The following is a 19,283-nucleotide window of genomic DNA, read 5'->3' as shown; positions in this document are numbered from 1 at the left end:
CGCCCAGGAGATTTCGCCATGCCAACCTATCGCCCACCGAAGATCGCGTCATCGGAGATCACGCCGCGCCAGATCTATGTGCGCCGTCGTGAATTCCTCGGCGCGGCAGCACTTGGCGCCATGGCGCTCTACAGCGCCGGCAAGGCGAGCGCTGCGGCCCTCTCCGCCGTTGAGAGCAAGTACAAGGTCGACGAGAAGGCGACGCCGCTCAAGGACGTCACGACCTACAATAATTTCTATGAGTTCGGCCTCGACAAGGGCGATCCCGCAGCACTTTCCAGCGATTTCAAGCCGCTGCCCTGGACGATCAAGGTCGACGGCATGGTCAACAAGCCAGGTACCTTCGACCTCGAGGTGCTGATGAAGGAATTCCCGATCGAGGAGCGCACCTACCGGATGCGCTGCGTCGAGGCCTGGTCCATGGTCATCCCCTGGGACGGCTTTCCGCTGGCATCGCTGCTCGACAAGGTGGAGCCGCTCGGCAGCGCCAAATACGTCTCATTCGAAACAGTCGTGCGGCCGGACGAGATGCCTGGGCAGAAGGGCTTCTTCCAGTCGCTCGACTGGCCCTATGTCGAAGGTCTGCGCCTGGACGAGGCGCGCCATCCGCTGACGCTGCTTGCCGTCGGGCTCTATGGCGAAACGCTGCCAAACCAGAACGGCGCGCCGATCCGGCTCGTCGTGCCGTGGAAATACGGCTTCAAGGGCATCAAGTCGATCGTCAGGATCACACTCACCGACCGGCAGCCCAAGAATACCTGGCAGGTCACCAATCCGCAGGAATACGGCTTCTACGCCAACGTCAATCCAGCGGTCGACCATCCCCGCTGGAGCCAGGCGAGCGAACGGCGCATCGGCGAAAGCGGCTTCTTTGGCGCGAGCCGCCATCCCACCCTGCCCTTCAACGGTTATGCAGACGAGGTGGCGAGCCTTTATGCCGGCATGGACCTGAAGGCGAATTTCTGATGGCGGAACTGTCGCTCGCCATCCCGAAGCGCTGGCAACCCGCCTCCGTCTGGCTGCTTTATGTCGTCGGGCTCGTGCCTGCGGCCTGGACTTTCTATCTCGGCGCGACTGATCAGCTCGGCGCCGATCCGGTCAAAACCTTCGAGCTCTTCCTCGGCATCTGGACGATCCGTTTTCTGATCCTGACCCTTGCCGTTTCCCCTGCCCGTGAGCTCTTCGGCTGGAACTATCTGCGCTATCGCCGCGCCCTCGGGCTGCTGACCTTCTACTACGCGCTGATGCATTTCACCGTCTACATGGTGCTCGACCAGGCGATGGATATTTCTGCCGTCATCAACGACGTGCTGAAGCGCCCCTTCATCATGTTCGGCATGGCCGGGCTTGCGATGCTCATTCCGCTGGCGCTGACATCCAACAATCTCTCGATCCGCCGCCTCGGCAAGAACTGGATCTGGCTGCATCGCCTCGTCTATATCGTCGCCGCCTGCGGGGCGTTGCACTTCGCGCTCTCGACCAAGATCCTCGACCTCGAGCAATATATCTATGTCGGGCTGATCATCGCGCTCATCCTCTACCGCTCCTATCGGCCAATCGCACGCAACAGGCAGAAGGGCAAAGGGCGGACGCGCAATCGCGCAGTAGCGTCTGTTTCGTAGGATTGCAGACTTACCCGCGAGGATGGGTCGCAGCCCACCGTGCGGGATCGAAGGCGCAGGCCGCGGCTATGCCGATGGCATAAGCCAGCATGTTCCAAAGCGAAAATACCCGGCCAAGCAACAACGCGCCTGCCGTGGTCAGCCGAAACGCGTCGAGCCAGGGCGTATGATAAAGCCGGAACAATTCCACTGAGATCGCTATGAACAGCGCTGTGACGGCAATTACTGCCGGCCGTGACCTTGTGACAAAGAGCGCCACGAGCAGATAGACCATCGCTCCCCAGAGTGCCGATCCGCCATATTTGACGACGATAAAAGGCAGACCGGCCGCATAGCCAAACCTGCGGAGCACCAGCCCGAGAACGATGACAAGAAACAGGGCGGCCAGAGGAAGGAACGTAAGCCCACGGTGAAAGCCGTCTTGCGATGACGGGCTACTGACTGGCAGTCCTAGTGGTAACGCTAGGAGTAGTCATATGACGAAGCATCCAATTGAGGTGATCACGTCCGTAGAGCGCCGTCGGCGCTGGTCACGCGAGGACAAAGAGCGCCTCGTCGCTGCCTGCTTTGAGCCGGACGCGGTTATCTCTGAGATTGCTCGCGCGGCCGGTATCCATGTCAGCCAGTTGTTCCGTTGGCGCAAGGAGCTGTGCCGGATCGAGGAGCTGAAGACCGAGACGGCAACCACGTTGGTGCCGGTGATCGTGTCCGAGACCGCGCCGGCAGTCTCTCCCGTTCAAACGGAACCGCCCACCACATCCCATCCTCGTCGCAAACGCAGCGATGTAACGATTGAGCTGGGTCGGGGCAGACGCGTACGCGTGGATAGCGATATCGACACGGAAGCGCTTGGGCGCATTCTCGATTGCGTGCTGGGTCGTCGATGATCCCGGTCCCTACTGGTGTAAAGGTCTGGCTGGCGACAGGCCATACGGACATGCGAAAGGGCTTTCCGGGTCTATCGTTGATGGTGCAGGAGGCGCTGAAGCGTGACCCGATGTGTGGGCACCTGTTCGTATTCCGCGGCCGCGGTGGCGGTCTGATCAAGGTGATCTGGCATGACGGCCAGGGAGCCTGTCTGTTTACAAACGATCGGCGTTCATACTACACCTCTTTCCTCGCCAGTTGATGTTTTTGGCTCAGTTTGCGTTTCTCGATACGCAGCAGCGCGATTCTTGAGGGGGTTCCATCGGCTGCATTGCTTTTGCGGCAGGTCTCCATCGGCGATTTCGTACAGGCTATAGTGCCCGTTATAGGCATGTCTGGTGATGAGGCCAAATTTGGCCCATCTGGCGACGGTTTGCTCGCTGATATTGAGATGCGCTGCCGCTTCCTGTCTTGTCAGCATTCCCCGCTGTCGCAGTCGATCATATCGTGATCGCAGCTTATATTCGTGGATGAGATAGGCGACTTTGAGGGGTGTAAAGCGGGCGTCCTGGCAGCCGCGACGTGCGGTTCCACCTGGGCGATGTCCCTGCTCGTTTAGAATCTCGGCGATCTCGGGATAAATGTAATCGTCGAGAAGCCTATCGACCAGTTCAATGATACTGGGCTTTGTCTTGATCTGCTGAGGAGAGGATTTTGGGTTCATGGTGGTGAGCGTCTGGATTTTGCCGCCCTTGAAGCGAACGTGAAGCTTGGTGGTTCCTTCCGCTGGCAGCTTTAAGAGAGTGACATCCTCAATGATGTGGGCCAGTAATCGCTTGCGTTCGCGGCTTAGGGTATCCGGCTCTTTCCAGAGCTGGTTGAAGTCGGCCGTCATCGCGACTAACCGTTCGTGGACAGCTTTATCGAGGATGAATTGATCGTGCTCTCGGCCACGTTCGCGCTCTTCGCGGGCACTGGCCAGCGTGCGAAGCTTCTCGTTCCATTCACCTTCGAGCGTGTCGGCGACGAGGCGGTTACTAGGATCGACAAGCATGAAGCGGCGCTGAGCGAGCTCGGCTTCCGTTTGGGCGCGTTCGATTGCGCGACAGCGCAGCCGGTCTGCTTCTTCATGCCGGGCTTGGATCTCCTTGCGGACTTCGAGAGCGAGTTCGACGGCCGCCGGCGTCATTTGCTCGGCAATCAGCATACCGATGGCTTCATCGACGGGAGGCCCGGCGATCGACTGACACATAGGCTCCCCACGATAAATGCGGGCACGATTACAAATGTACCAGGCTTCCTGCCGGCCACGCCGCGCCGCATAGCGAACCCTAAGATGGCTGCCGCACTGCCCACATACGGCCCGGCCTTGCAGCAGTGCCGGTCCCTCCCTTGGGATTGAAGCTCGTGCCGCTTCAAATCCACGGCCATTCGCCTTGAGGATCTTCAGATTCTCCTGATGTCGCTCCCAGCTGATATAGCCGGGATGAGCATCGGGAATGCAGGCCGGCCAGTCATCAATGTCGCGCGCACGCAGAGTCTTTTTGCCGTCGATGGTGCGTCGAAACTGTCGTCGGCCATAGGTATAGGCGCCAGCGTAGCGCGGATTGTTCAGGACACGCATCGCCGTCGATGCGGTCAGCGGCCGAAACAGCGTGCCGCCGTTGTGTAGGCGCGATGGAAACAATAGGCCTTCATTGCGAAAGACCTTGACGGTCTGGGAGGCGGACCCGAGGCGAGAGAACATCTCAAAGAAATGAATGATCGTTTCTCTGACTTGCATGTCTGGATCGAGCGTCACATTGCCGAAATGGTCATAGACCAACCCAGTCGGCAGGAGGCAACGAAACTCGCCGCGCCGCACCTTGTTGAGAATGCCGCCGCGTAGCCGGGCTTTGATCACATGCAGTTCGGCCTCACTCATTGTTCCCTTGAGGCCGAGCAGGAGCCGGTCGTTGAAACTTGCCGGATCATAGACGCCGTCCTCGTCGAGGATCAGGGTGTCGGCAAGGGCGCAAATCTCCAGCAGACGCTGCCAGTCGGCATTGTTGCGCGCCAGACGCGAGACCTCCAGGCCCATGACGATCCCGGCATGTCCCATGCCGACGTCGCTGACCAGCCGCTGAAACCCCTCGCGCCACACCGCCGATGCACCGGACTCTCCTTGATCGTTGTCGATGACGATAATCTGCTCGTCGCGCCAGCCGAGGGCGACAGCGCGTCCCCGAAGCGCATATTGCCGCCTGGCGCTCTCGACGTTCTCGACGACTTGCCGCATGGAAGACTGGCGGATGTAGAGGTAGGCGCCACGTTCGAGGTGATGAGGCTGGACTTTGAGATGTACATTCATGGTGACCTCCGATCGTTGGTGCTCATAGCGATTGTCGCAAGGACGTGAACGACGGCGCTGTGTCCGCCGCGCAGCGGCCAAGCCATTGACGATGGGTAATTCTGCTCTGGCGGGGTGACTGCTGTTGCGGTCAGCGCCTGAGCCCATCCCCACATGCCCCGGCGCAGAAAGAGCATCAGGCCGCTACGGGCCATAAGTGGCAGCGCTGCGCCGAAGGCGGCCTTGCGCAATACCTCGTACTGGGACGCGATGGTCGACGGTTGGGTCGGGCATGCCGCCGTCGCGGCAATGTTTACGTGTCGCTTTTTTTTAGAACCCGCTCGATCGATCTGGGATGAAGCTCGATATCGAGTTCCTGGCGGAGCAGCTTGGCCAGTTCCCGGGCGCGAACGGGTTCTCCTGGGGCGGTCTGCGCCTGCAGAAATGCCAGGACTTTGTCGTCGATCTTGTGGGGACCGCGGGGGCCCGGCTTTGTCGGCACCAGTCCGGCAATCCCGGCCATGTCGAAGTTCACCTTGGCCTGGTAATAGGTTGGCCTGGAAACACCGTACTCGTCGGAGGCCTCCGTCACCGACACCTTGTCGATGGACACGCGACGCAGCATCTCGTATTTGACCTGCACGGCGTCGTGCGGATCGAAGAACTCGCTGCCCCGAAACTTTGGATCGCGCACCTTCTCGGGGGTGGGATTGAACGTGCCCTCTTCGATGAGGACATCCATCTTTGTGCGCTTGCTCTCGTACTTCGCAGACATCAATGGCTCCGAGGACATGAAGCGGCGTTAGCGTAATGCTAATTATGCCGCATTCTGCTACCTCGTCAAGGCGATGTTTATGGTCTATCTGACGCGATATCTCGTATTTGCAGGCGTACCATCTCATAAAAACGACCTCTTGCGGCATAATCCACTTTACAGATGCGACATATTTACCTTTACACTTCAGCGCGTCAGCGCGGGCTCGATTTGCTCGAAAGGCGCTCCACCAGAGTGGCCAACTCCATTAAGTCGACAATCCGCAAGAGCAATCGTCCGTTGCTCATGACGACTTCGGGATCCAGGCTCACAAGATCAGTCCATTGCGGAGGAACCGACCAAACAGTGGCGTCCTCGGTCTGCAGCAAAAGGCGTTCACCATGCCGGTTGTAGCGCTTGCCGATGCACGGCAACTGTCGTGGGAATAAAGGATGAAACGGATGCGTTACCCGCACTAACTGCGTATCTGCGTTGGCAGTGGCTGCATTCTGTTGTGAGGTACAAGAAGTTAGAACGGGGACGCTTCATCTGGCCCTCGGCAGCCGATGGCACGGTGGTGATCACGCCCGCGCAGCTCGGTTATTTACTGGAAGGCATCGACTGGCGGATGCCGCAAAAGACCTGGCGGCCGACGTCGGCCGGATAAGCAAAAACACTGGAATGACAGGGTCGAATATGATTCCATCCTGTCATGAGCAATGCGACCGAAGAGCTTCCGGACGACCTTACCAGTGCGCTTGCACTGCTGGCCAAGGAACGTGCTCGGCGTGTTGCAGCCGAGGCTGAAGCAGCAACTGCCAAGGCAGAAGCCGCCAGTGCAAAGGCACTCGTATCACATTCCGAGGCGCTGATCGCGCGGCTGAAGCTGGAGATCGACAAGGTTCGCCGCGAACTCTACGGCAGCCGGTCCGAGCGTAAGGCGCGGCTCCTTGAGCAGATGGAGCTGCAGCTCGAGGAGCTAGAAGCAAATGCCGGTGAAGATGAACTGGTCGCGGAGATCGCAGCCAAAGCTTCAGCCGTCAAAGCCTTTGAGCGCAAGCGTCCTTCACGCAAACCCTTTCCAGAACACCTGCCGCGCGAGCGCATCGTCATCGCTGCTCCCACGAATTGCGCCTGCTGCGGGTCGACCAAACTGTCGAAACTCGGTGAGGATATCACCGAGACCCTGGAGGTCGTCCCGCGCCAGTGGAAGGTTATCCAGACGGTGCGGGAGAAGTTTACCTGCCGCGAGTGTGAGAAGATCACCCAGACACCAGCACCCTTCCATGTGACGCCCCGCGGTTTTGCCGGGCCGAACCTGCTGGCGATGATCCTGTTTGAGAAGTTCGCCCAGCACCAGCCGCTCAATCGCCAAAGCGAACGCTATGCCCGCGAGGGCATCGACCTCAGCTTATCGACATTGGCCGACCAGGTCGGAGCATGCGCCGCGGCTTTGAAGCCTATCCATTCACTGATCGAAGCGCACGTTCTGGCCGCCGGGCGGCTTCATGGCGACGACACGACAGTGCCGATCTTGGCGAGGGGAAAGACCGATACCGGTCGCATATGGACCTATGTCCGGGATGACCGACCATTCGGCGGGCTCTCACCGCCGGCCGCGCTGTATTATGCATCGCGGGACCGGCGACAGGAGCATCCGGAACGCCATCTGAAGACCTTCACCGGCATTCTGCAGGCGGATGCCTATGGCGGCTATAATCCGCTGTTCAAGGTTGATCGCGATCCAAATCCGCTAAGGCAGGCGTTTTGCTGGTCACATTCGAGACGTAAGTTCTTCGTGCTCGCCGACATCGCGGCGAATGCCAAGCGTGGAAAGAACGCTGCGCCGATCTCGCCCATGGCGCTGGAAGCCGTCAAACGGATCGACGCCCTGTTCGATATCGAGCGGGATATAAACGGGCTTGCCGCCGGTCAACGCCTGGACCGACGCCGCAGAGACAGCCTGCCGCTCGTCGACGATCTCCAGGCTTGGCTTCAAACCGAGCGTGCAAAACTGTCGCGCAGTTCTCCGGTCGCAGAGGCGATCGACTACATGCTCAAGCGTTGGGATGGCTTCACGTCATTCCTGGACGACGGCAGGATTTGCCTGACCAACAATGCCGCCGAGCGCGCGCTCAGAGGCTTCGCACTTGGCAGGAAATCATGGCTATTCGCCGGATCGGATCGTGGCGCTGACCGTGCCGCCTTCATGGCTACGCTGATCATGACCGCCTTATGCCGCGCGCGGCATAATGCCGTTTATGCCGACCGGCGAACTATGCCGAGTGCGTCTTCTGGCAGGAACGGCAAACCGTGCGTTCCGAGCCAGTTTGGCGGGTCGCCGTTGTTTGGCACTCGGCATAGTTCTCATGCTCAGAGGGTGTTCAGGAATTCCAGAAGCCGGTCGCTTGGTCGAAATCGCTCGGCCTTGGCGCCTTCGTACGGCTTCAGCTTTGCGAGTGCAGATTCCTTCAGTTCGAGATGCGCATGAAGATAGGTCAACGTCGTTTCCATCGCTTCATGGCCCAACCACAGGGCAATGACGGAGCAGTCGACGCCCGCCTGCAGCAACTCCATGGCAGCAGAGTGCCGCAAGACATGGGGCGACACCCGCTTTGAGCGAAGGGAGACGCAGTGCTCACGTGCTTTGGCGACATATTTGTTCAGCAGTGCCTGCACGCCGTCGGCGCTGAGCCTGCCACCGTGCGTATTCGGAAAGAGGGCTGTTGAGCCTCGCTTCCCTGGTTCCTTGAGCCAATAACGGAGGGCTTGCTGTGCAACCTTTGTGAGCGGCGTACTTCGCTCTTTGCGGCCCTTGCCGATGCATTGCACATGCGCACCGCGGCCGAGCATTACCGAATCTCGGTCAAGGTCGATGATCTCCGAGACCCGCAGCCCCGTTTGGGCGGCCAGTAACAGCAGAGTGTAGTCGCGGCGTCCCAGCCACGTGCTTCGATCCGTGCAGTCCAGGATCGCTTCAATCTCGGGCCTAGTTAGAAACTGAAGCTGCCGCTTGTCACATCGCTTGCTGGGGATCGCGAGCACACGCTGAATGTGGGCGCTATGTGCCGGCTCCTCGAACGCCGCATATCGGAAGAAAGAGCGGATGGCTGTAAGGCGGAGATTCCGGGTCCGCACCGAGGCGGATCTCTTCGTCTCAAGATCCTCCAGGAATGCGCCGATGAAGGGAGCGTCCAAATCCCGCAGCGTCAACTCCGATGGGGATCTCCCAAGGCGCGTCTGTGCGAACGCAAACAGGAGCCTGAAGGTGTCGCGATAGGAGGCGATGGTGTTAGAACTTACACCTCGATGCTTCATGAGCCGATCTGTGAACCACCGCTCGATCAGCACGGCCAGGTCTTTCGTGCGTCTCATGACCGTACCTCCCAGCGCTTATTCAATCGCCGTACGGCATGGTTCATCAGTTCCGGCGTGGCGGACAGATACCAATAGGTGTCGCGAACATTCGCATGGCCGAGGAAGGTCGAGAGAACCGGCAGCTCGCGTTCCACATCTTCGCCGGCGCGATGCCAGTTGATCAGGGTCTGGACGGCGAAACGGTGACGAAGATCATGAATCCGTGGGCCATCTCGTTTCCCCTCCTGCCGTAATCCGATTTGCCGAGATAGTCGCCAGAACACGCGGTGCACGTATTGATGCAGCAATCTGCCGCCCTGTTCGGCGACGAAGAAATAGGGACTACGCGGCGTACCAAGGTGTGCATCGCGTCGGGCGGCATAGCCTGAAAGGACAGCAATTGTCGTGGCATGCAGCGGCACCAGCCGTGACTTGCCAAACTTTGTCTCTCGGATGGTGAGGACGCCCTGGTCGAGATCTACATCGGCCCGGAGCAGGCTGAGCGCTTCGGAATGGCGCAGTCCGGCGACCGCTATCAGCCCGAACAGGCAGTGATATGTCCAGCGCCGCAGGGCGTTGGCCGGCGGCAACGACAGTGCTGCCGCCAGAAGTGCCTGAATCTCGACCTCACTATAGATGTAGGGTTTTGTCCGCCGTGCCGGCGCCACAGCGTCGCTCGGTGGCACTTCCGTCAAAGGATCGAAATGACTGAGGTGCTGGGCAAAGCAGCGCACATCAGCCAGTCGGATTGACCAACTCGGCTGCCGGCCCATCGAGGTGACCCACTCCATTGCCAGGTCCGCCGTGATGGTCTCGGCGCCGCGGGCTTCCATGAAAGCGACGAACTCCGACAATCGTTTTGCCGGACCGTCATATTTGTATCCCAGCCCTTGGCGCATGCCGATGTAGCGCTCAAGCGCGGTGCGAAGCCGGCTCATTGGACACCTCCCGGCCAGGGTAGGCTCAGTTCCCGCAGCTTCTCAATATCGAGCTTTGCATAGATTCTTGTACTGTCGATGCTTCGATGGCGGAGCAGTTGACCGATCTCGGCAAAGCTGGCGCCCGACCGCAAAAGGTCGGTCGCAAGGCTGTGGCGGAAAAGATGGGCACCGTGATGCGCATAGCCGTCAATGCCTGCCCGTTCGAGTGCCTGCTTCGCGATCATCGTGATGGCGCAGCCGGAGGCAAAGCCCACATGCGGCGCAAGTGTTCGCAAGAAGACTCGCCGACATGCCGAAGCTGGGCGCCCATGCCGGATATAAGCGACGATCGCTGTTCCGACGTCGTGACGCAGCGGCATAGTCGCTTGTCGTCGTCCCTTTCCGTGTACGAGGATCGTGCCCGACTGCCAGTCGATATCGTCAAGATTGAGGGTGGCCACTTCGCTGGCGCGCAAACCGAGCTTGGCGAGGATCATCAGAACCGCATAGTCCCGACGACCCATTGCCGTCGTCCGATCGCAGGCATCGAGAACCTTCTGGACTTTCTCGGGCGGCAGGAAGGTTGGAAGGCCGGCAAGTCGCCAGCGGCGGATGGACGGCACACAGTCAGCGAGCGGCGTCGAGATGAAGCCCTTCAGATGCAAATAGCGCAGGAAAGCACGCACAACCCCGCACATGGCTTTGCCACTGTCGGCGGAACCGTCGAGCGCATGTCGCTCGACATAACCGATAACGATCTCCGGGGTGAGCGCTGCAAACTCGTCTGCGCCGAAAGGACACACCTCCCGGAGAAATCGAAGCGACAGAAGCTTGTGGCTCCCCACTGTCGCGGCGGCGAGCCCTCTCTCATTCGAGAGATATTGCCCGAATACATCGACGATCATCTCGTGCTCACTGCGCTGAATCGGAAGCGCGGCTGGTATTAAGCCTTTCTCCCGTAACGCCAAAAGCAAGCGGCGGAGCGCCGATCGATCGCCCGAGTCGGGCTTCCAGTGTTTGAAACGATGCTCAAGAAAGCGGTCGGCGTGAACCTCATTCAAATCCTGCGGAGCATGTCCATTGCCAACATGCCAGTCCATCAGATCCCGAAACAGGCTCAGCGACCGCCACGTGCATTGCCGCCCCAAACCTTCGTTCGACATTTTGGCGGCGTAAACGCCCGCAAACTCCCGATACGGACCGTAGACCAGCTTCCGGTATAGGGCGCTGCGATTCAAATAGTCAGTTGCGTTCATGTGTCCTCTCCTTCGCGACAATTGCGACGGAGAGACCCTAAGCTATGCCGACTAGGCGGCCGCTATGGTGCTGGAAACGTTGGCAAAAAGTTGATTAATCGGCATAGTTCGCCGGTCGGCATAAACGGCAAAGCTCAACGACATTGATCCGCAGGCGTGGCTTGCCGACATCCTCGCCCGCATAGCCGACACTCCGATCACCAGGTTGGAGCAACTGCTTCCATGGAACTGGACACCGCCGACCATCGACGCTCAAGCGGCGTGACCAGCGGCCTTCACCGTATGCTTACGAAGGAACTGCGGAGAGCGAGTCTGAATGATTTTGCGCAATGGAGCCGGTCTCGTCACTATATCAGAAACAAAAACAGCCGGGCTTTGCAGCCCGGCTGTTCTGTTTCCGCAGGAGCGGAAGATTAAGCGGCGACAGCCTGCTCTTCGGCAGCGACCCGGGCCTTGTCGGCTGCGCCCTTGGCATAGGCATCGCGATCCACGAATTCGATCACAGCCATGGCGGCATTGTCGCCCTGGCGGAAGCCGGCCTTCATGATGCGCAGGTAGCCGCCGTTGCGGGTGGCGTAGCGCGTTGCGATCGTGTCGAACAGCTTCGAGACGACAGCGGCATCGCGGATCTGCGAGATCGCCTGACGGCGAGCGTGCAGGTCGCCGCGCTTGCCGAGCGTGACGAGCTTCTCGACGATCGGACGGATTTCCTTGGCCTTCGGCAGGGTCGTGACGATCTGCTCGTGGGTAATCAGCGAAGCCGCCATGTTGGCGAACATCGCCTTGCGGTGGCTTGCAGTTCTATTCAGCTTGCGGCCGGCTTTACCATGGCGCATTGCTATTCTCCTTTAATGCAGGTGCCCTTACGCTAAGTGGGCCTGCCGTTTCCTGGCACATGCAGGCGATCGGCCTGCTGTTTGACGGGGAAAGGCAGCCGAAAGAGCCTGCCTTTTGTTTTCTCAGTATTGGTCTTCGTAACGCTTGGCGAGATCTTCGATGTTCTCGGGCGGCCATGCCGGCACTTCCATACCGAGGTGCAGGCCCATGGAAGCGAGAACTTCCTTGATTTCGTTCAGCGACTTGCGACCAAAATTCGGTGTGCGGAGCATTTCTGCTTCGGTCTTCTGAATGAGGTCGCCGATGTAGACGATGTTGTCGTTCTTCAGGCAGTTTGCCGAACGGACCGACAGTTCGAGTTCGTCCACCTTCTTCAGGAGAGCCGGGTTGAAAGCGAGTTCGGTGACTGCTTCCTCTTCGGTTTCCTTCTGCGGCTCGTCGAAGTTGACGAAGACGCCAAGCTGATCCTGGAGGATGCGCGCCGCAAAAGCGACGGCGTCTTCGCCGGTGATCGAGCCATCGGTTTCGATGGTCATGTTCAGCTTGTCGTAGTCGAGAACCTGTCCTTCGCGGGTATTTTCAACCTTGTAGGACACCTTCTTGACCGGCGAATAGAGGCTGTCGACCGGGATGAGACCGATCGGAGCATCTTCCGCACGATTGCGTTCGGCCGGAACGTAGCCCTTGCCGTTGTTGACGGTGAACTCCATGCGGATCTCGGCGCCCTCGTCGAGCGTGCAGATGACATGCTCGGGGTTGAGGATTTCGATATCGCCGACCGTCTGAATGTCGCCAGCCGTGACAACGCCCGGGCCCTGCTTGCGCACGACCATGCGCTTTGCATCATCGCCATCCATCTTGATGGCGATTTCCTTGATGTTGAGCACGATGTCCGTCACGTCTTCGCGGACGCCCGGGATCGAGGAGAATTCATGCAGCACGCCATCGATCTGCACCGCCGTGACGGCAGCACCGCGCAGCGAGGAGAGCAGAACGCGGCGAAGCGCGTTGCCGAGCGTGAGGCCGAAGCCGCGCTCCAGCGGTTCGGCAACAAGCGTCGCCCTGGTGCGCGAGCTCGAAGAGAACTCCACCTTGTTCGGCTTGATCAGTTCCTGCCAGTTCTTCTGAATCATGAGTTTGCCTTCCGTTCGTTGCCACCATCCAATCGTGGCAACCGAGCTTGAAAACCACCGGGAGCGCGAAGGCGCTCACCGGTGACGAGAGCGATGATCAGACGCGGCGCTTCTTGCGCGGACGGCAGCCATTGTGCGGGATCGGGGTCACGTCGCGGATGGACGTGATCATGAAACCTGCAGCCTGGAGCGCGCGCAGAGCCGATTCACGACCCGAACCCGGACCGCAAACTTCGACTTCCAGCGACTTCATGCCGTGCTCCTGGGCCTTCTTGGCGCAGTCTTCGGCAGCGATCTGGGCGGCGAACGGGGTCGACTTGCGCGAGCCCTTGAAGCCCTTGGCGCCAGCCGACGACCAGGCGATCGCATTGCCCTGCGCGTCGGTGATGGTGATCATCGTGTTGTTGAAGGTCGAGTTGACGTGAGCGACACCCGACGAGATGTTCTTGCGCTCGCGACGGCGAACGCGGACGGCTTCCTTAGCCATGGTATTCCTTTCGTTGATCTCTTCACCGCCGTAATGCCAGCGGCTACACCGGAACGGCGCCTATATGGTCCCGCTCCAAACTCAAAAGAGGCCGGCGCAGACCGCCAGCCTCCCCACCCCGGTTTCCCGGAAATTACTTCTTCTTGCCAGCGATTGCCTTTGCCGGACCCTTGCGGGTGCGGGCATTGGTGTGCGTGCGCTGACCGCGAACCGGAAGGCCGCGGCGATGACGCAGGCCGCGGTAGCAGCCGAGGTCCATCAGACGCTTGATGTTCATCGCGGTATCACGACGAAGATCGCCTTCAACCTGATAGTCGCGGTCGATGGCTTCGCGGATCTGAAGGACTTCTGCGTCCGTCAGCTGATGCACACGACGTTCGGCCGGGATACCGACCTTTTCGACGATTTCCTGTGCGAATTTCGGACCGATCCCGTGAATGTAGGTCAGCGCGATAACAACGCGCTTCGCAGTCGGGATGTTGACGCCAGCGATACGTGCCACGCCTGTTCTCCTTGCATTCCAGTTGCCATCCGGCAAGTGGGCTTCGTTATGCGGCTCTTGAGAACCGCCCGTTCAGATTTACGTCCGTAACATGTCAAAACGACCGCACCCGGACTTCCCTGGGAAATCCGCGCCGATCGCATGGAATGTCGCGAGTTGGCGCGGTGTTTAGCGGAATCACTGCTGAAAAGCAACCGTTCCGCCAAGTTTATTTTCAAAGCCTTAAAGCTTGGAAAGAATGCTTTCGACCTCGGCCGTCACCTGATCGATCTCTGCCATGCCGTCCACGGACTTGAGCTTGCCCTTGGCATGGTAATAACCGATCAGCGGCGAGGTTTCCTTGTAGTAGACCTGCAGCCGAGCCGTCATGGTCTCCGGGGTGTCATCGGGACGGCGCTTGAAGTGCGTCGAACCGCACTTGTCGCACACGCCCTCAGCAGCCGGAACCTTATCGGTATCGTGATAGACGCTGCCACACTGTGCACAGGAGTAGCGACCGGCAACACGTCGGATCAATTCGTCATCATCGACACGGAATTCAATGACAACGGAGAGGCCGAGACCCTTTGCCTTCAGCATCGCCTCGGTGGCATCAGCCTGGACGAGCGTCCTGGGGAAGCCGTCGAGAATGAAGCCGTTGGCGCAATCGGGTTGATCGATTCGCTCGGAAACGATGGCAATGACGATCTCATCCGAGACGAGCTTGCCGGCGTCCATAACCGCCTTCGCGCGCTTGCCGACATCCGTGCCGGCGTTAACCGCTGCACGCAGCATGTCCCCCGTGGAAAGCTGCGGAATGCCGTGCTTTTCCACGATCCGCTGGGCCTGGGTTCCCTTACCCGCGCCCGGCGGCCCCAAAAGGATAAGTCTCATCGCCCCCTCTTTCCTCCACGCAACTTCGATTTCTTGATCAGGCCTTCGTATTGCTGCGCGATCAGGTGACCCTGGATCTGTGCAACCGTATCAAGAGTTACGCTAACCACGATCAAAAGCGAAGTCCCACCAAGGGCTAATGGAATGCCGGTTTGCGACACCAGAATCTCTGGGAGAATGCAGACGAAGACGAGATAGATCGCGCCGATCACCGTGATGCGGGTCAGCACGTAGTCGATATATTCGGCAGTGCGCTCGCCCGGGCGGATGCCGGGAATGAAGCCGCCATGCTTCTTCAAATTGTCGGCCGTGTCCTTCGGATTGAAGACGATAGCCGTATAGAAGAAGGCGAAGAAGGCGATCAGCGCGCCGTACAGCACCATGTAGAGCGGCTGGCCATGACCGAGGGCCGCGACGATCGATGTCGCCCAGGAAGGCATTGCCGTGGTATTGGCGAAACCCGCGACCGTTGCCGGCAGCAGCAGCAGAGACGACGCGAAGATCGCCGGAATGACACCTGAAGTGTTGAGCTTCAGCGGCAGGTGCGAGGTATCGCCCTGGAACATCCGATTGCCAACCTGCCGCTTCGGATACTGAATCAGCAGCCGGCGCTGGGCGCGTTCGACGAAGACGATGATGCCGATGACGGCGATCGCGACGATGATGACGAGCAGGATGAGGAAGGTCGACAGCGCACCGGTGCGGCCGAGTTCGAGCGTGCCGGCAAGAGCAGTGGGAAGGCCGGCGGCGATGCCGGCGAAAATGATCAGCGAGATGCCGTTGCCGATGCCGCGCGAGGTGATCTGCTCGCCGAGCCACATCAGGAACATCGTGCCGCCAAGCAGCGTCAGAACGGTGGAAACACGGAAGAACCAGCCTGGCTCGACGACGAGGCCCTGACCGCTTTCAAGGCCGGCGGCAATGCCATAGGCCTGGAGCGCACCGAGGATGACGGTGCCATAGCGGGTATACTGGTTGATGATCTTACGGCCCTGCTCGCCTTCCTTCTTGAGGTTTTCGAGCGCCGGCACGACCGAGGTCATGAGCTGCACGATAATCGAAGCGGAGATATAGGGCATGATGCCGAGCGCGAAGATCGCCATGCGCTGAACAGCGCCGCCCGAGAACATGTTGAAAAGGCCGAGAATGCCGCCTGACTGGCCGCGGAAAGCCTGGGCATAGGCTTCGGGATTGAGACCCGGAAGCGGAATATGCGTGCCGAGTCGGTAGACGAGGAGAGCTGCCAGTGTGAACCACAGGCGCTTCTTCAAATCCTCGGCTTTGGCGAAGGTCGAAAAATTGAGGTTGGATGCCAATTGTTCCGCTGCAGAAGCCATGCGTTTCTCCGCGCTACCAATTCCGGCGTCTCTGGGGGACAGACCGGACCCGGAATCAGTATGAAATTATTCAAAACCGGGCTCAGGACGGATTGCGGCGCAACCCCTTGCCTCACCCTTGTTTTCGAGTCTTACCGGCATGACGCGGGCGCGCCAGCCAAGTTTTTGTGAGGCCCACATATGGGAGCAAAATCGCCCGGTGTGAAGCACCCCGGGCGATATATCATCAGATTATTTATTCGGCTGCAGCCGGAGCCGAAAGCAGCGTCACGGTGCCGCCGGCCTTTTCGATCTTCTCGACAGCAGGCTTGGAGGCGCCTGCAACGACGATGGTGATCTTGGCCTTGATCTCGCCGTCGGCGAGAACGCGAACGCCGTCCTTGACGCGGCGGATGACACCAGCAGCCTTGAGGGCAGCTGCGTCAACGGTCGTCTTGGCATCGAGCTTGCCGGCGTCGATCGCCGTCTGGATACGGGCCAGCGACACGACAACAAAATCGGAAGCGAAAATGTTGTTGAAGCCGCGCTTCGGCAGGCGACGATAGATCGGCATCTGGCCGCCTTCGAAGCCGTTGATGGCGACGCCCGAACGGGACTTCTGACCCTTCACGCCGCGACCACCTGTCTTGCCCGAGCCCGAACCGATACCGCGGCCGAGGCGCTTGCGGCTGTGGGTCGAGCCTTCGTTGTCCTTGATTTCATTGAGTTTCATGAGCGTTTCCTCCGTCTCACTTCTCGTCGACGACGCGAACGAGATGCTGGACAGCACGGATCATGCCACGAACCGAAGGAGTATCCTCCAGCGTGCGGCGACGGTGCATCTTGTTCAGTCCGAGACCGATCAGCGTGCGCTGCTGGACGTCCGGACGGCGAATCGGGCTGCCGATCTGTTCGATCGTGACAGTCTTCGCTTCAGCCTTCTTGGTAGCCTTGGCCATCTGTCAAACTCCTCTTATTCTTCAGAGGCGTTGCCGGAGGCGCCACGACGAGCCTGCAGCGTTGCATACTTGATGCCGCGCTGAGCTGCGATGTCCTTCGGGTGAACCTGGTGCTTCAGAGCGTCGAAGGTGGCGCGAACCATGTTGTAGGGGTTCGACGAACCGGTCGACTTGGCGACGACGTCGTGCATGCCGAGCGTCTCGAATACGGCGCGCATCGGACCGCCGGCGATGATGCCGGTGCCGACCTTGGCCGAGCGCAGCAGAACCTTGCCGGCGCCGTGGCGGCCATGAACGTCGTGATGCAGCGTACGGCCGTCACGCAGCGGTACGAAGATCAGCTCGCGCTTGGCGGCTTCGGTTGCCTTGCGGATGGCTTCCGGCACTTCACGTGCCTTGCCATGGCCGAAGCCGACGCGGCCCTTCTGGTCGCCAACGACGACGAGTGCTGCGAAACCGAAACGACGGCCGCCCTTGACGACCTTGGCGACGCGGTTGATCGCGACAAGCTTGTCGACGAATTCGCTATCGCGCTCTTCACGGCTCTGGCGGTCGTCCCGCTGCGGCCTTCTTTCCTGTGCCATTGTCCTCTTCCTTTTTCTTTTCCGGGTGCAATCGGCAAACAAATGTGGACCGCATCAGCCTCCCCTTTCGGAGAGTGCCTGCGGTCCGGCGAAAATCCGGCCGGCGCTTGAGCGTCCGGCCGGAAACTGATCAGAAGGTGAGACCGCCTTCGCGGGCCGCTTCGGCGAGAGCCTTGATGCGGCCGTGATAGATGAAGGCGCCACGGTCGAACACGACTTCCGTAACACCGGCCTTGGAGGCGCGCTCTGCGAGGAGCTTGCCCACAACGGCAGCGGCGGCGGTATCGGCACCGGTCTTCAGAGAACCGCGCAGATCCTTCTCGAGAGTGGAGGCAGACGCAAGCGTCTTGCCGGCCACATCATCGATGACCTGGGCGTAGATGTTCTTCGAGGAGCGATGAACCGACAGGCGCGGACGGCCATTGGCCACCGACTTGAGATGACGGCGCACGCGGTTGGCACGACGTGCAAGTGCTTCTTTCCTGCTAGCCATTTCGCGTGATCCTTACTTCTTCTTGCCTTCTTTGCGGACGATCCGCTCGTCAGCGTACTTGACGCCCTTGCCCTTGTAAGGCTCGGGACCGCGGTATTCGCGGATTTCGGCGGCAACCTGACCGACCTGCTGCTTGTTGATGCCGCTGACGACGATTTCCGTCGGCTTCGGAACAACGATCGAGATACCGACCGGCGGCTCGTAGATCACGTCGTGGCTGAAACCGAGAGCGAGCTGCAGGTTCTTGCCCTGCATGGCGGCGCGGTAACCGACGCCGTTGATTTCAAGCTTGCGCTCGAAACCGTCCTTGACGCCCTTGAAGATGCCTTCGATCATCGTGCGGGACATGCCCCACTTTGCGCGCGCATCCTTGGTCTGGTTCACCGGCGTCACGACGACGGCGTTATTTTCAAGCTTGAGGCTGATTTCGTCGTTAGCAACGAAAAACAGCTCGCCCTTCGGGCCCTTTGCAGTCACCTTCTGGCCATCGACCGTAGCCGTGATCCCAGCAGGCACCTGAACGGGCTTTTTACCGATACGAGACATGTTTCAATCCTGTCTGTTCGCTATGGAGATCCCTGCCCGATCTTAGAAGACCGAGCAAAGAACCTCGCCACCAACGTTCTGTTCGCGAGCCTGGTGATCGGCCATCACACCCTTCGGAGTCGAAAGGATGGTGATGCCGAGACCGTTCGCGACCTGCGGAATGGACTTGACCGAGACATAAACCCGGCGGCCCGGCTTGGACACACGGCCGATCTCACGGATCACCGATGCGCCTTCATAATATTTCAGCTCGATGCTGAGTTCCGACTTGCCATTGCCGAAATCGACAACGGAATAGCCACGGATGTAGCCTTCGGACTGCAGAACATCGAGAACACGTGCACGGAGCTTCGAAGCAGGCGTCGAGACCGACGACTTGCGGCGGGAAGCGCCGTTACGGATGCGAGTGAGCATATCGCCCAACGGATCAGTCATTGTCATGTAACCT

At 59.7% G+C, this 19,283-nt stretch carries 24 protein-coding genes and 2 pseudogenes; 7 read left to right on the top strand and 19 right to left on the bottom strand.

Going from position 1 to position 19,283, the window contains the following annotated elements:
* The first annotated feature begins 18 nt into the window (after nt 1–18).
* Nucleotides 19–966 carry a protein-methionine-sulfoxide reductase catalytic subunit MsrP gene (msrP, locus tag AB8B31_RS07820; protein ID WP_018241650.1) on the top strand — a complete coding sequence of 316 codons (948 nt, stop codon included), beginning with the start codon at nt 19–21 and terminating at the stop codon, nt 964–966.
* Complete coding sequence (gene msrQ / locus AB8B31_RS07815) at nt 966–1,622, top strand: protein-methionine-sulfoxide reductase heme-binding subunit MsrQ (RefSeq protein WP_018241649.1); 657 nt, start codon at nt 966–968, stop codon at nt 1,620–1,622. Before msrP ends, msrQ begins: the two co-directional genes overlap by 1 nt.
* 10 nt (nt 1,623–1,632) lie before the next feature.
* On the opposite strand, the gene AB8B31_RS07810 is transcribed toward msrQ, so the two are convergent.
* Nucleotides 1,633–1,974, bottom strand: coding sequence for a DUF2809 domain-containing protein (locus AB8B31_RS07810; protein ID WP_018241648.1), 342 nt, complete (start codon nt 1,972–1,974; stop codon nt 1,633–1,635).
* Between the two features lie 124 nt (nt 1,975–2,098).
* Between AB8B31_RS07810 and tnpA the strand changes: the two genes are divergently transcribed.
* Nucleotides 2,099–2,509, top strand: a complete 411-nt coding sequence (gene tnpA, locus AB8B31_RS07805) for an IS66-like element accessory protein TnpA (RefSeq protein WP_018241647.1) — start codon at nt 2,099–2,101, stop codon at nt 2,507–2,509.
* On the top strand, nt 2,506–2,751 hold the full coding sequence (gene tnpB, locus AB8B31_RS07800; RefSeq protein ID WP_439007432.1) for an IS66 family insertion sequence element accessory protein TnpB: 246 nt from the start codon (nt 2,506–2,508) through the stop codon (nt 2,749–2,751). The genes tnpA and tnpB (AB8B31_RS07800) overlap by 4 nt, the downstream gene beginning before the upstream one ends.
* Here tnpB (AB8B31_RS07800) and AB8B31_RS07795 read toward each other — a convergent pair.
* The 3 genes from AB8B31_RS07795 to AB8B31_RS07785 all read right to left on the bottom strand — a co-directional run bounded on the left by AB8B31_RS07795 (nt 2,722) and on the right by AB8B31_RS07785 (nt 6,048).
* Nucleotides 2,722–4,986 carry a recombinase family protein gene (locus tag AB8B31_RS07795; protein ID WP_439007431.1) on the bottom strand — a complete coding sequence of 755 codons (2,265 nt, stop codon included), beginning with the start codon at nt 4,984–4,986 and terminating at the stop codon, nt 2,722–2,724. The genes tnpB (AB8B31_RS07800) and AB8B31_RS07795 overlap by 30 nt on opposite strands.
* A gap of 145 nt (nt 4,987–5,131) precedes the next feature.
* A complete protein-coding gene (locus tag AB8B31_RS07790) occupies nt 5,132–5,593 on the bottom strand; it encodes a helix-turn-helix domain-containing protein (RefSeq protein ID WP_096772314.1) in 462 nt (153 codons plus the stop codon).
* Nucleotides 5,594–5,787: 194 nt separating this feature from the next.
* Nucleotides 5,788–6,048: a DUF5372 family protein gene (locus AB8B31_RS07785; RefSeq protein WP_239621142.1), complete on the bottom strand. Its 261-nt coding sequence runs from the start codon at nt 6,046–6,048 to the stop codon at nt 5,788–5,790.
* Between AB8B31_RS07785 and tnpB (AB8B31_RS07780) the strand changes: the two genes are divergently transcribed.
* Nucleotides 6,012–6,239: an IS66 family insertion sequence element accessory protein TnpB gene (gene tnpB / locus AB8B31_RS07780; protein ID WP_439007430.1), complete on the top strand. Its 228-nt coding sequence runs from the start codon at nt 6,012–6,014 to the stop codon at nt 6,237–6,239. The genes AB8B31_RS07785 and tnpB (AB8B31_RS07780) overlap by 37 nt on opposite strands.
* A 45-nt stretch (nt 6,240–6,284) precedes the next feature.
* Nucleotides 6,285–7,805 (top strand): annotated as a pseudogene (tnpC, locus tag AB8B31_RS07775) (IS66 family transposase); the annotation flags it as partial.
* Nucleotides 7,806–7,945: 140 nt separating this feature from the next.
* Here the strand turns inward: tnpC and AB8B31_RS07770 are convergent.
* The 3 genes from AB8B31_RS07770 to AB8B31_RS07760 are packed head-to-tail and all read right to left on the bottom strand — an operon-like array spanning nt 7,946 to nt 11,105.
* Nucleotides 7,946–8,947, bottom strand: coding sequence for a tyrosine-type recombinase/integrase (locus AB8B31_RS07770; RefSeq protein ID WP_096772358.1), 1,002 nt, complete (start codon nt 8,945–8,947; stop codon nt 7,946–7,948).
* Nucleotides 8,944–9,867 carry a tyrosine-type recombinase/integrase gene (locus AB8B31_RS07765; RefSeq protein ID WP_086083856.1) on the bottom strand — a complete coding sequence of 308 codons (924 nt, stop codon included), beginning with the start codon at nt 9,865–9,867 and terminating at the stop codon, nt 8,944–8,946. The genes AB8B31_RS07770 and AB8B31_RS07765 overlap by 4 nt, the downstream gene beginning before the upstream one ends.
* Nucleotides 9,864–11,105, bottom strand: a complete 1,242-nt coding sequence (locus AB8B31_RS07760) for a site-specific integrase (RefSeq protein WP_096772357.1) — start codon at nt 11,103–11,105, stop codon at nt 9,864–9,866. The genes AB8B31_RS07765 and AB8B31_RS07760 overlap by 4 nt, the downstream gene beginning before the upstream one ends.
* A 124-nt stretch (nt 11,106–11,229) precedes the next feature.
* On the opposite strand from AB8B31_RS07760, the pseudogene AB8B31_RS07755 reads away from it, so the two are divergent.
* Nucleotides 11,230–11,370: pseudogene (locus AB8B31_RS07755) on the top strand (transposase domain-containing protein); the annotation flags it as partial.
* Nucleotides 11,371–11,518: 148 nt separating this feature from the next.
* Here AB8B31_RS07755 and rplQ read toward each other — a convergent pair.
* From rplQ to rpsH, 12 genes are all read right to left on the bottom strand, one after another.
* On the bottom strand, nt 11,519–11,941 hold the full coding sequence (rplQ, locus tag AB8B31_RS07750; RefSeq protein WP_003558556.1) for a 50S ribosomal protein L17: 423 nt from the start codon (nt 11,939–11,941) through the stop codon (nt 11,519–11,521).
* Nucleotides 11,942–12,064: 123 nt separating this feature from the next.
* Nucleotides 12,065–13,075 carry a DNA-directed RNA polymerase subunit alpha gene (locus tag AB8B31_RS07745; protein WP_003547579.1) on the bottom strand — a complete coding sequence of 337 codons (1,011 nt, stop codon included), beginning with the start codon at nt 13,073–13,075 and terminating at the stop codon, nt 12,065–12,067.
* A 97-nt stretch (nt 13,076–13,172) separates the two neighbouring features.
* Nucleotides 13,173–13,562 carry a 30S ribosomal protein S11 gene (rpsK, locus tag AB8B31_RS07740; RefSeq protein ID WP_003547577.1) on the bottom strand — a complete coding sequence of 130 codons (390 nt, stop codon included), beginning with the start codon at nt 13,560–13,562 and terminating at the stop codon, nt 13,173–13,175.
* 133 nt (nt 13,563–13,695) lie between these two features.
* Nucleotides 13,696–14,064, bottom strand: a complete 369-nt coding sequence (gene rpsM / locus AB8B31_RS07735) for a 30S ribosomal protein S13 (protein WP_003573772.1) — start codon at nt 14,062–14,064, stop codon at nt 13,696–13,698.
* 222 nt (nt 14,065–14,286) lie between these two features.
* The gene (locus AB8B31_RS07730; protein ID WP_017963910.1) at nt 14,287–14,937 is read right to left on the bottom strand and encodes an adenylate kinase; all 651 of its coding nucleotides are present in this window, start codon (nt 14,935–14,937) and stop codon (nt 14,287–14,289) included.
* On the bottom strand, nt 14,934–16,274 hold the full coding sequence (secY, locus tag AB8B31_RS07725; protein ID WP_018241644.1) for a preprotein translocase subunit SecY: 1,341 nt from the start codon (nt 16,272–16,274) through the stop codon (nt 14,934–14,936). Before secY ends, AB8B31_RS07730 begins: the two co-directional genes overlap by 4 nt.
* A 235-nt stretch (nt 16,275–16,509) precedes the next feature.
* Nucleotides 16,510–16,986, bottom strand: a complete 477-nt coding sequence (gene rplO, locus AB8B31_RS07720) for a 50S ribosomal protein L15 (protein WP_003547567.1) — start codon at nt 16,984–16,986, stop codon at nt 16,510–16,512.
* Nucleotides 16,987–17,002: 16 nt separating this feature from the next.
* Nucleotides 17,003–17,212 carry a 50S ribosomal protein L30 gene (gene rpmD, locus AB8B31_RS07715; RefSeq protein ID WP_003547566.1) on the bottom strand — a complete coding sequence of 70 codons (210 nt, stop codon included), beginning with the start codon at nt 17,210–17,212 and terminating at the stop codon, nt 17,003–17,005.
* A 14-nt stretch (nt 17,213–17,226) separates the two neighbouring features.
* On the bottom strand, nt 17,227–17,796 hold the full coding sequence (rpsE, locus tag AB8B31_RS07710; protein ID WP_017963908.1) for a 30S ribosomal protein S5: 570 nt from the start codon (nt 17,794–17,796) through the stop codon (nt 17,227–17,229).
* A gap of 130 nt (nt 17,797–17,926) precedes the next feature.
* Nucleotides 17,927–18,289 carry a 50S ribosomal protein L18 gene (rplR, locus tag AB8B31_RS07705; protein ID WP_018241643.1) on the bottom strand — a complete coding sequence of 121 codons (363 nt, stop codon included), beginning with the start codon at nt 18,287–18,289 and terminating at the stop codon, nt 17,927–17,929.
* A 12-nt stretch (nt 18,290–18,301) separates the two neighbouring features.
* Nucleotides 18,302–18,835, bottom strand: coding sequence for a 50S ribosomal protein L6 (gene rplF, locus AB8B31_RS07700; protein WP_017963907.1), 534 nt, complete (start codon nt 18,833–18,835; stop codon nt 18,302–18,304).
* A gap of 42 nt (nt 18,836–18,877) precedes the next feature.
* Nucleotides 18,878–19,276: a 30S ribosomal protein S8 gene (gene rpsH, locus AB8B31_RS07695; RefSeq protein WP_003547562.1), complete on the bottom strand. Its 399-nt coding sequence runs from the start codon at nt 19,274–19,276 to the stop codon at nt 18,878–18,880.
* Nucleotides 19,277–19,283: the final 7 nt, after the last annotated feature.

It is taken from the genome of Rhizobium sp. 62_C5_N11_2, assembly GCF_051811185.1.
In the GTDB taxonomy this organism is placed as follows: domain Bacteria; phylum Pseudomonadota; class Alphaproteobacteria; order Rhizobiales; family Rhizobiaceae; genus Rhizobium; species Rhizobium leguminosarum.
This window is presented reverse-complemented; position numbering and strand designations above follow the sequence as displayed.

Excerpts from the sequence above, each read along its gene's own strand:
- msrP (WP_018241650.1), top strand. The coding sequence starts at position 19 with ATGCCAACCTATCGCCCACCGAAGATCGCGTCATCGGAGATCACGCCG.
- msrQ (WP_018241649.1), top strand. The coding sequence starts at position 966 with ATGGCGGAACTGTCGCTCGCCATCCCGAAGCGCTGGCAACCCGCCTCC.
- tnpA (WP_018241647.1), top strand. The coding sequence starts at position 2,099 with ATGACGAAGCATCCAATTGAGGTGATCACGTCCGTAGAGCGCCGTCGG.
- tnpB (WP_439007432.1), top strand. The coding sequence starts at position 2,506 with ATGATCCCGGTCCCTACTGGTGTAAAGGTCTGGCTGGCGACAGGCCAT.
- AB8B31_RS07795 (WP_439007431.1), bottom strand. The coding sequence starts at position 4,986 with ATGGGCTCAGGCGCTGACCGCAACAGCAGTCACCCCGCCAGAGCAGAA.
- AB8B31_RS07790 (WP_096772314.1), bottom strand. The coding sequence starts at position 5,593 with ATGTCTGCGAAGTACGAGAGCAAGCGCACAAAGATGGATGTCCTCATC.
- AB8B31_RS07770 (WP_096772358.1), bottom strand. The coding sequence starts at position 8,947 with ATGAGACGCACGAAAGACCTGGCCGTGCTGATCGAGCGGTGGTTCACA.
- AB8B31_RS07765 (WP_086083856.1), bottom strand. The coding sequence starts at position 9,867 with ATGAGCCGGCTTCGCACCGCGCTTGAGCGCTACATCGGCATGCGCCAA.
- AB8B31_RS07760 (WP_096772357.1), bottom strand. The coding sequence starts at position 11,105 with ATGAACGCAACTGACTATTTGAATCGCAGCGCCCTATACCGGAAGCTG.
- rplQ (WP_003558556.1), bottom strand. The coding sequence starts at position 11,941 with ATGCGCCATGGTAAAGCCGGCCGCAAGCTGAATAGAACTGCAAGCCAC.
- AB8B31_RS07745 (WP_003547579.1), bottom strand. The coding sequence starts at position 13,075 with ATGATTCAGAAGAACTGGCAGGAACTGATCAAGCCGAACAAGGTGGAG.
- rpsK (WP_003547577.1), bottom strand. The coding sequence starts at position 13,562 with ATGGCTAAGGAAGCCGTCCGCGTTCGCCGTCGCGAGCGCAAGAACATC.
- AB8B31_RS07730 (WP_017963910.1), bottom strand. The coding sequence starts at position 14,937 with ATGAGACTTATCCTTTTGGGGCCGCCGGGCGCGGGTAAGGGAACCCAG.
- secY (WP_018241644.1), bottom strand. The coding sequence starts at position 16,274 with ATGGCTTCTGCAGCGGAACAATTGGCATCCAACCTCAATTTTTCGACC.
- rplO (WP_003547567.1), bottom strand. The coding sequence starts at position 16,986 with ATGAAACTCAATGAAATCAAGGACAACGAAGGCTCGACCCACAGCCGC.
- rpmD (WP_003547566.1), bottom strand. The coding sequence starts at position 17,212 with ATGGCCAAGGCTACCAAGAAGGCTGAAGCGAAGACTGTCACGATCGAA.
- rpsE (WP_017963908.1), bottom strand. The coding sequence starts at position 17,796 with ATGGCACAGGAAAGAAGGCCGCAGCGGGACGACCGCCAGAGCCGTGAA.
- rplR (WP_018241643.1), bottom strand. The coding sequence starts at position 18,289 with ATGGCTAGCAGGAAAGAAGCACTTGCACGTCGTGCCAACCGCGTGCGC.
- rplF (WP_017963907.1), bottom strand. The coding sequence starts at position 18,835 with ATGTCTCGTATCGGTAAAAAGCCCGTTCAGGTGCCTGCTGGGATCACG.
- rpsH (WP_003547562.1), bottom strand. The coding sequence starts at position 19,276 with ATGACAATGACTGATCCGTTGGGCGATATGCTCACTCGCATCCGTAAC.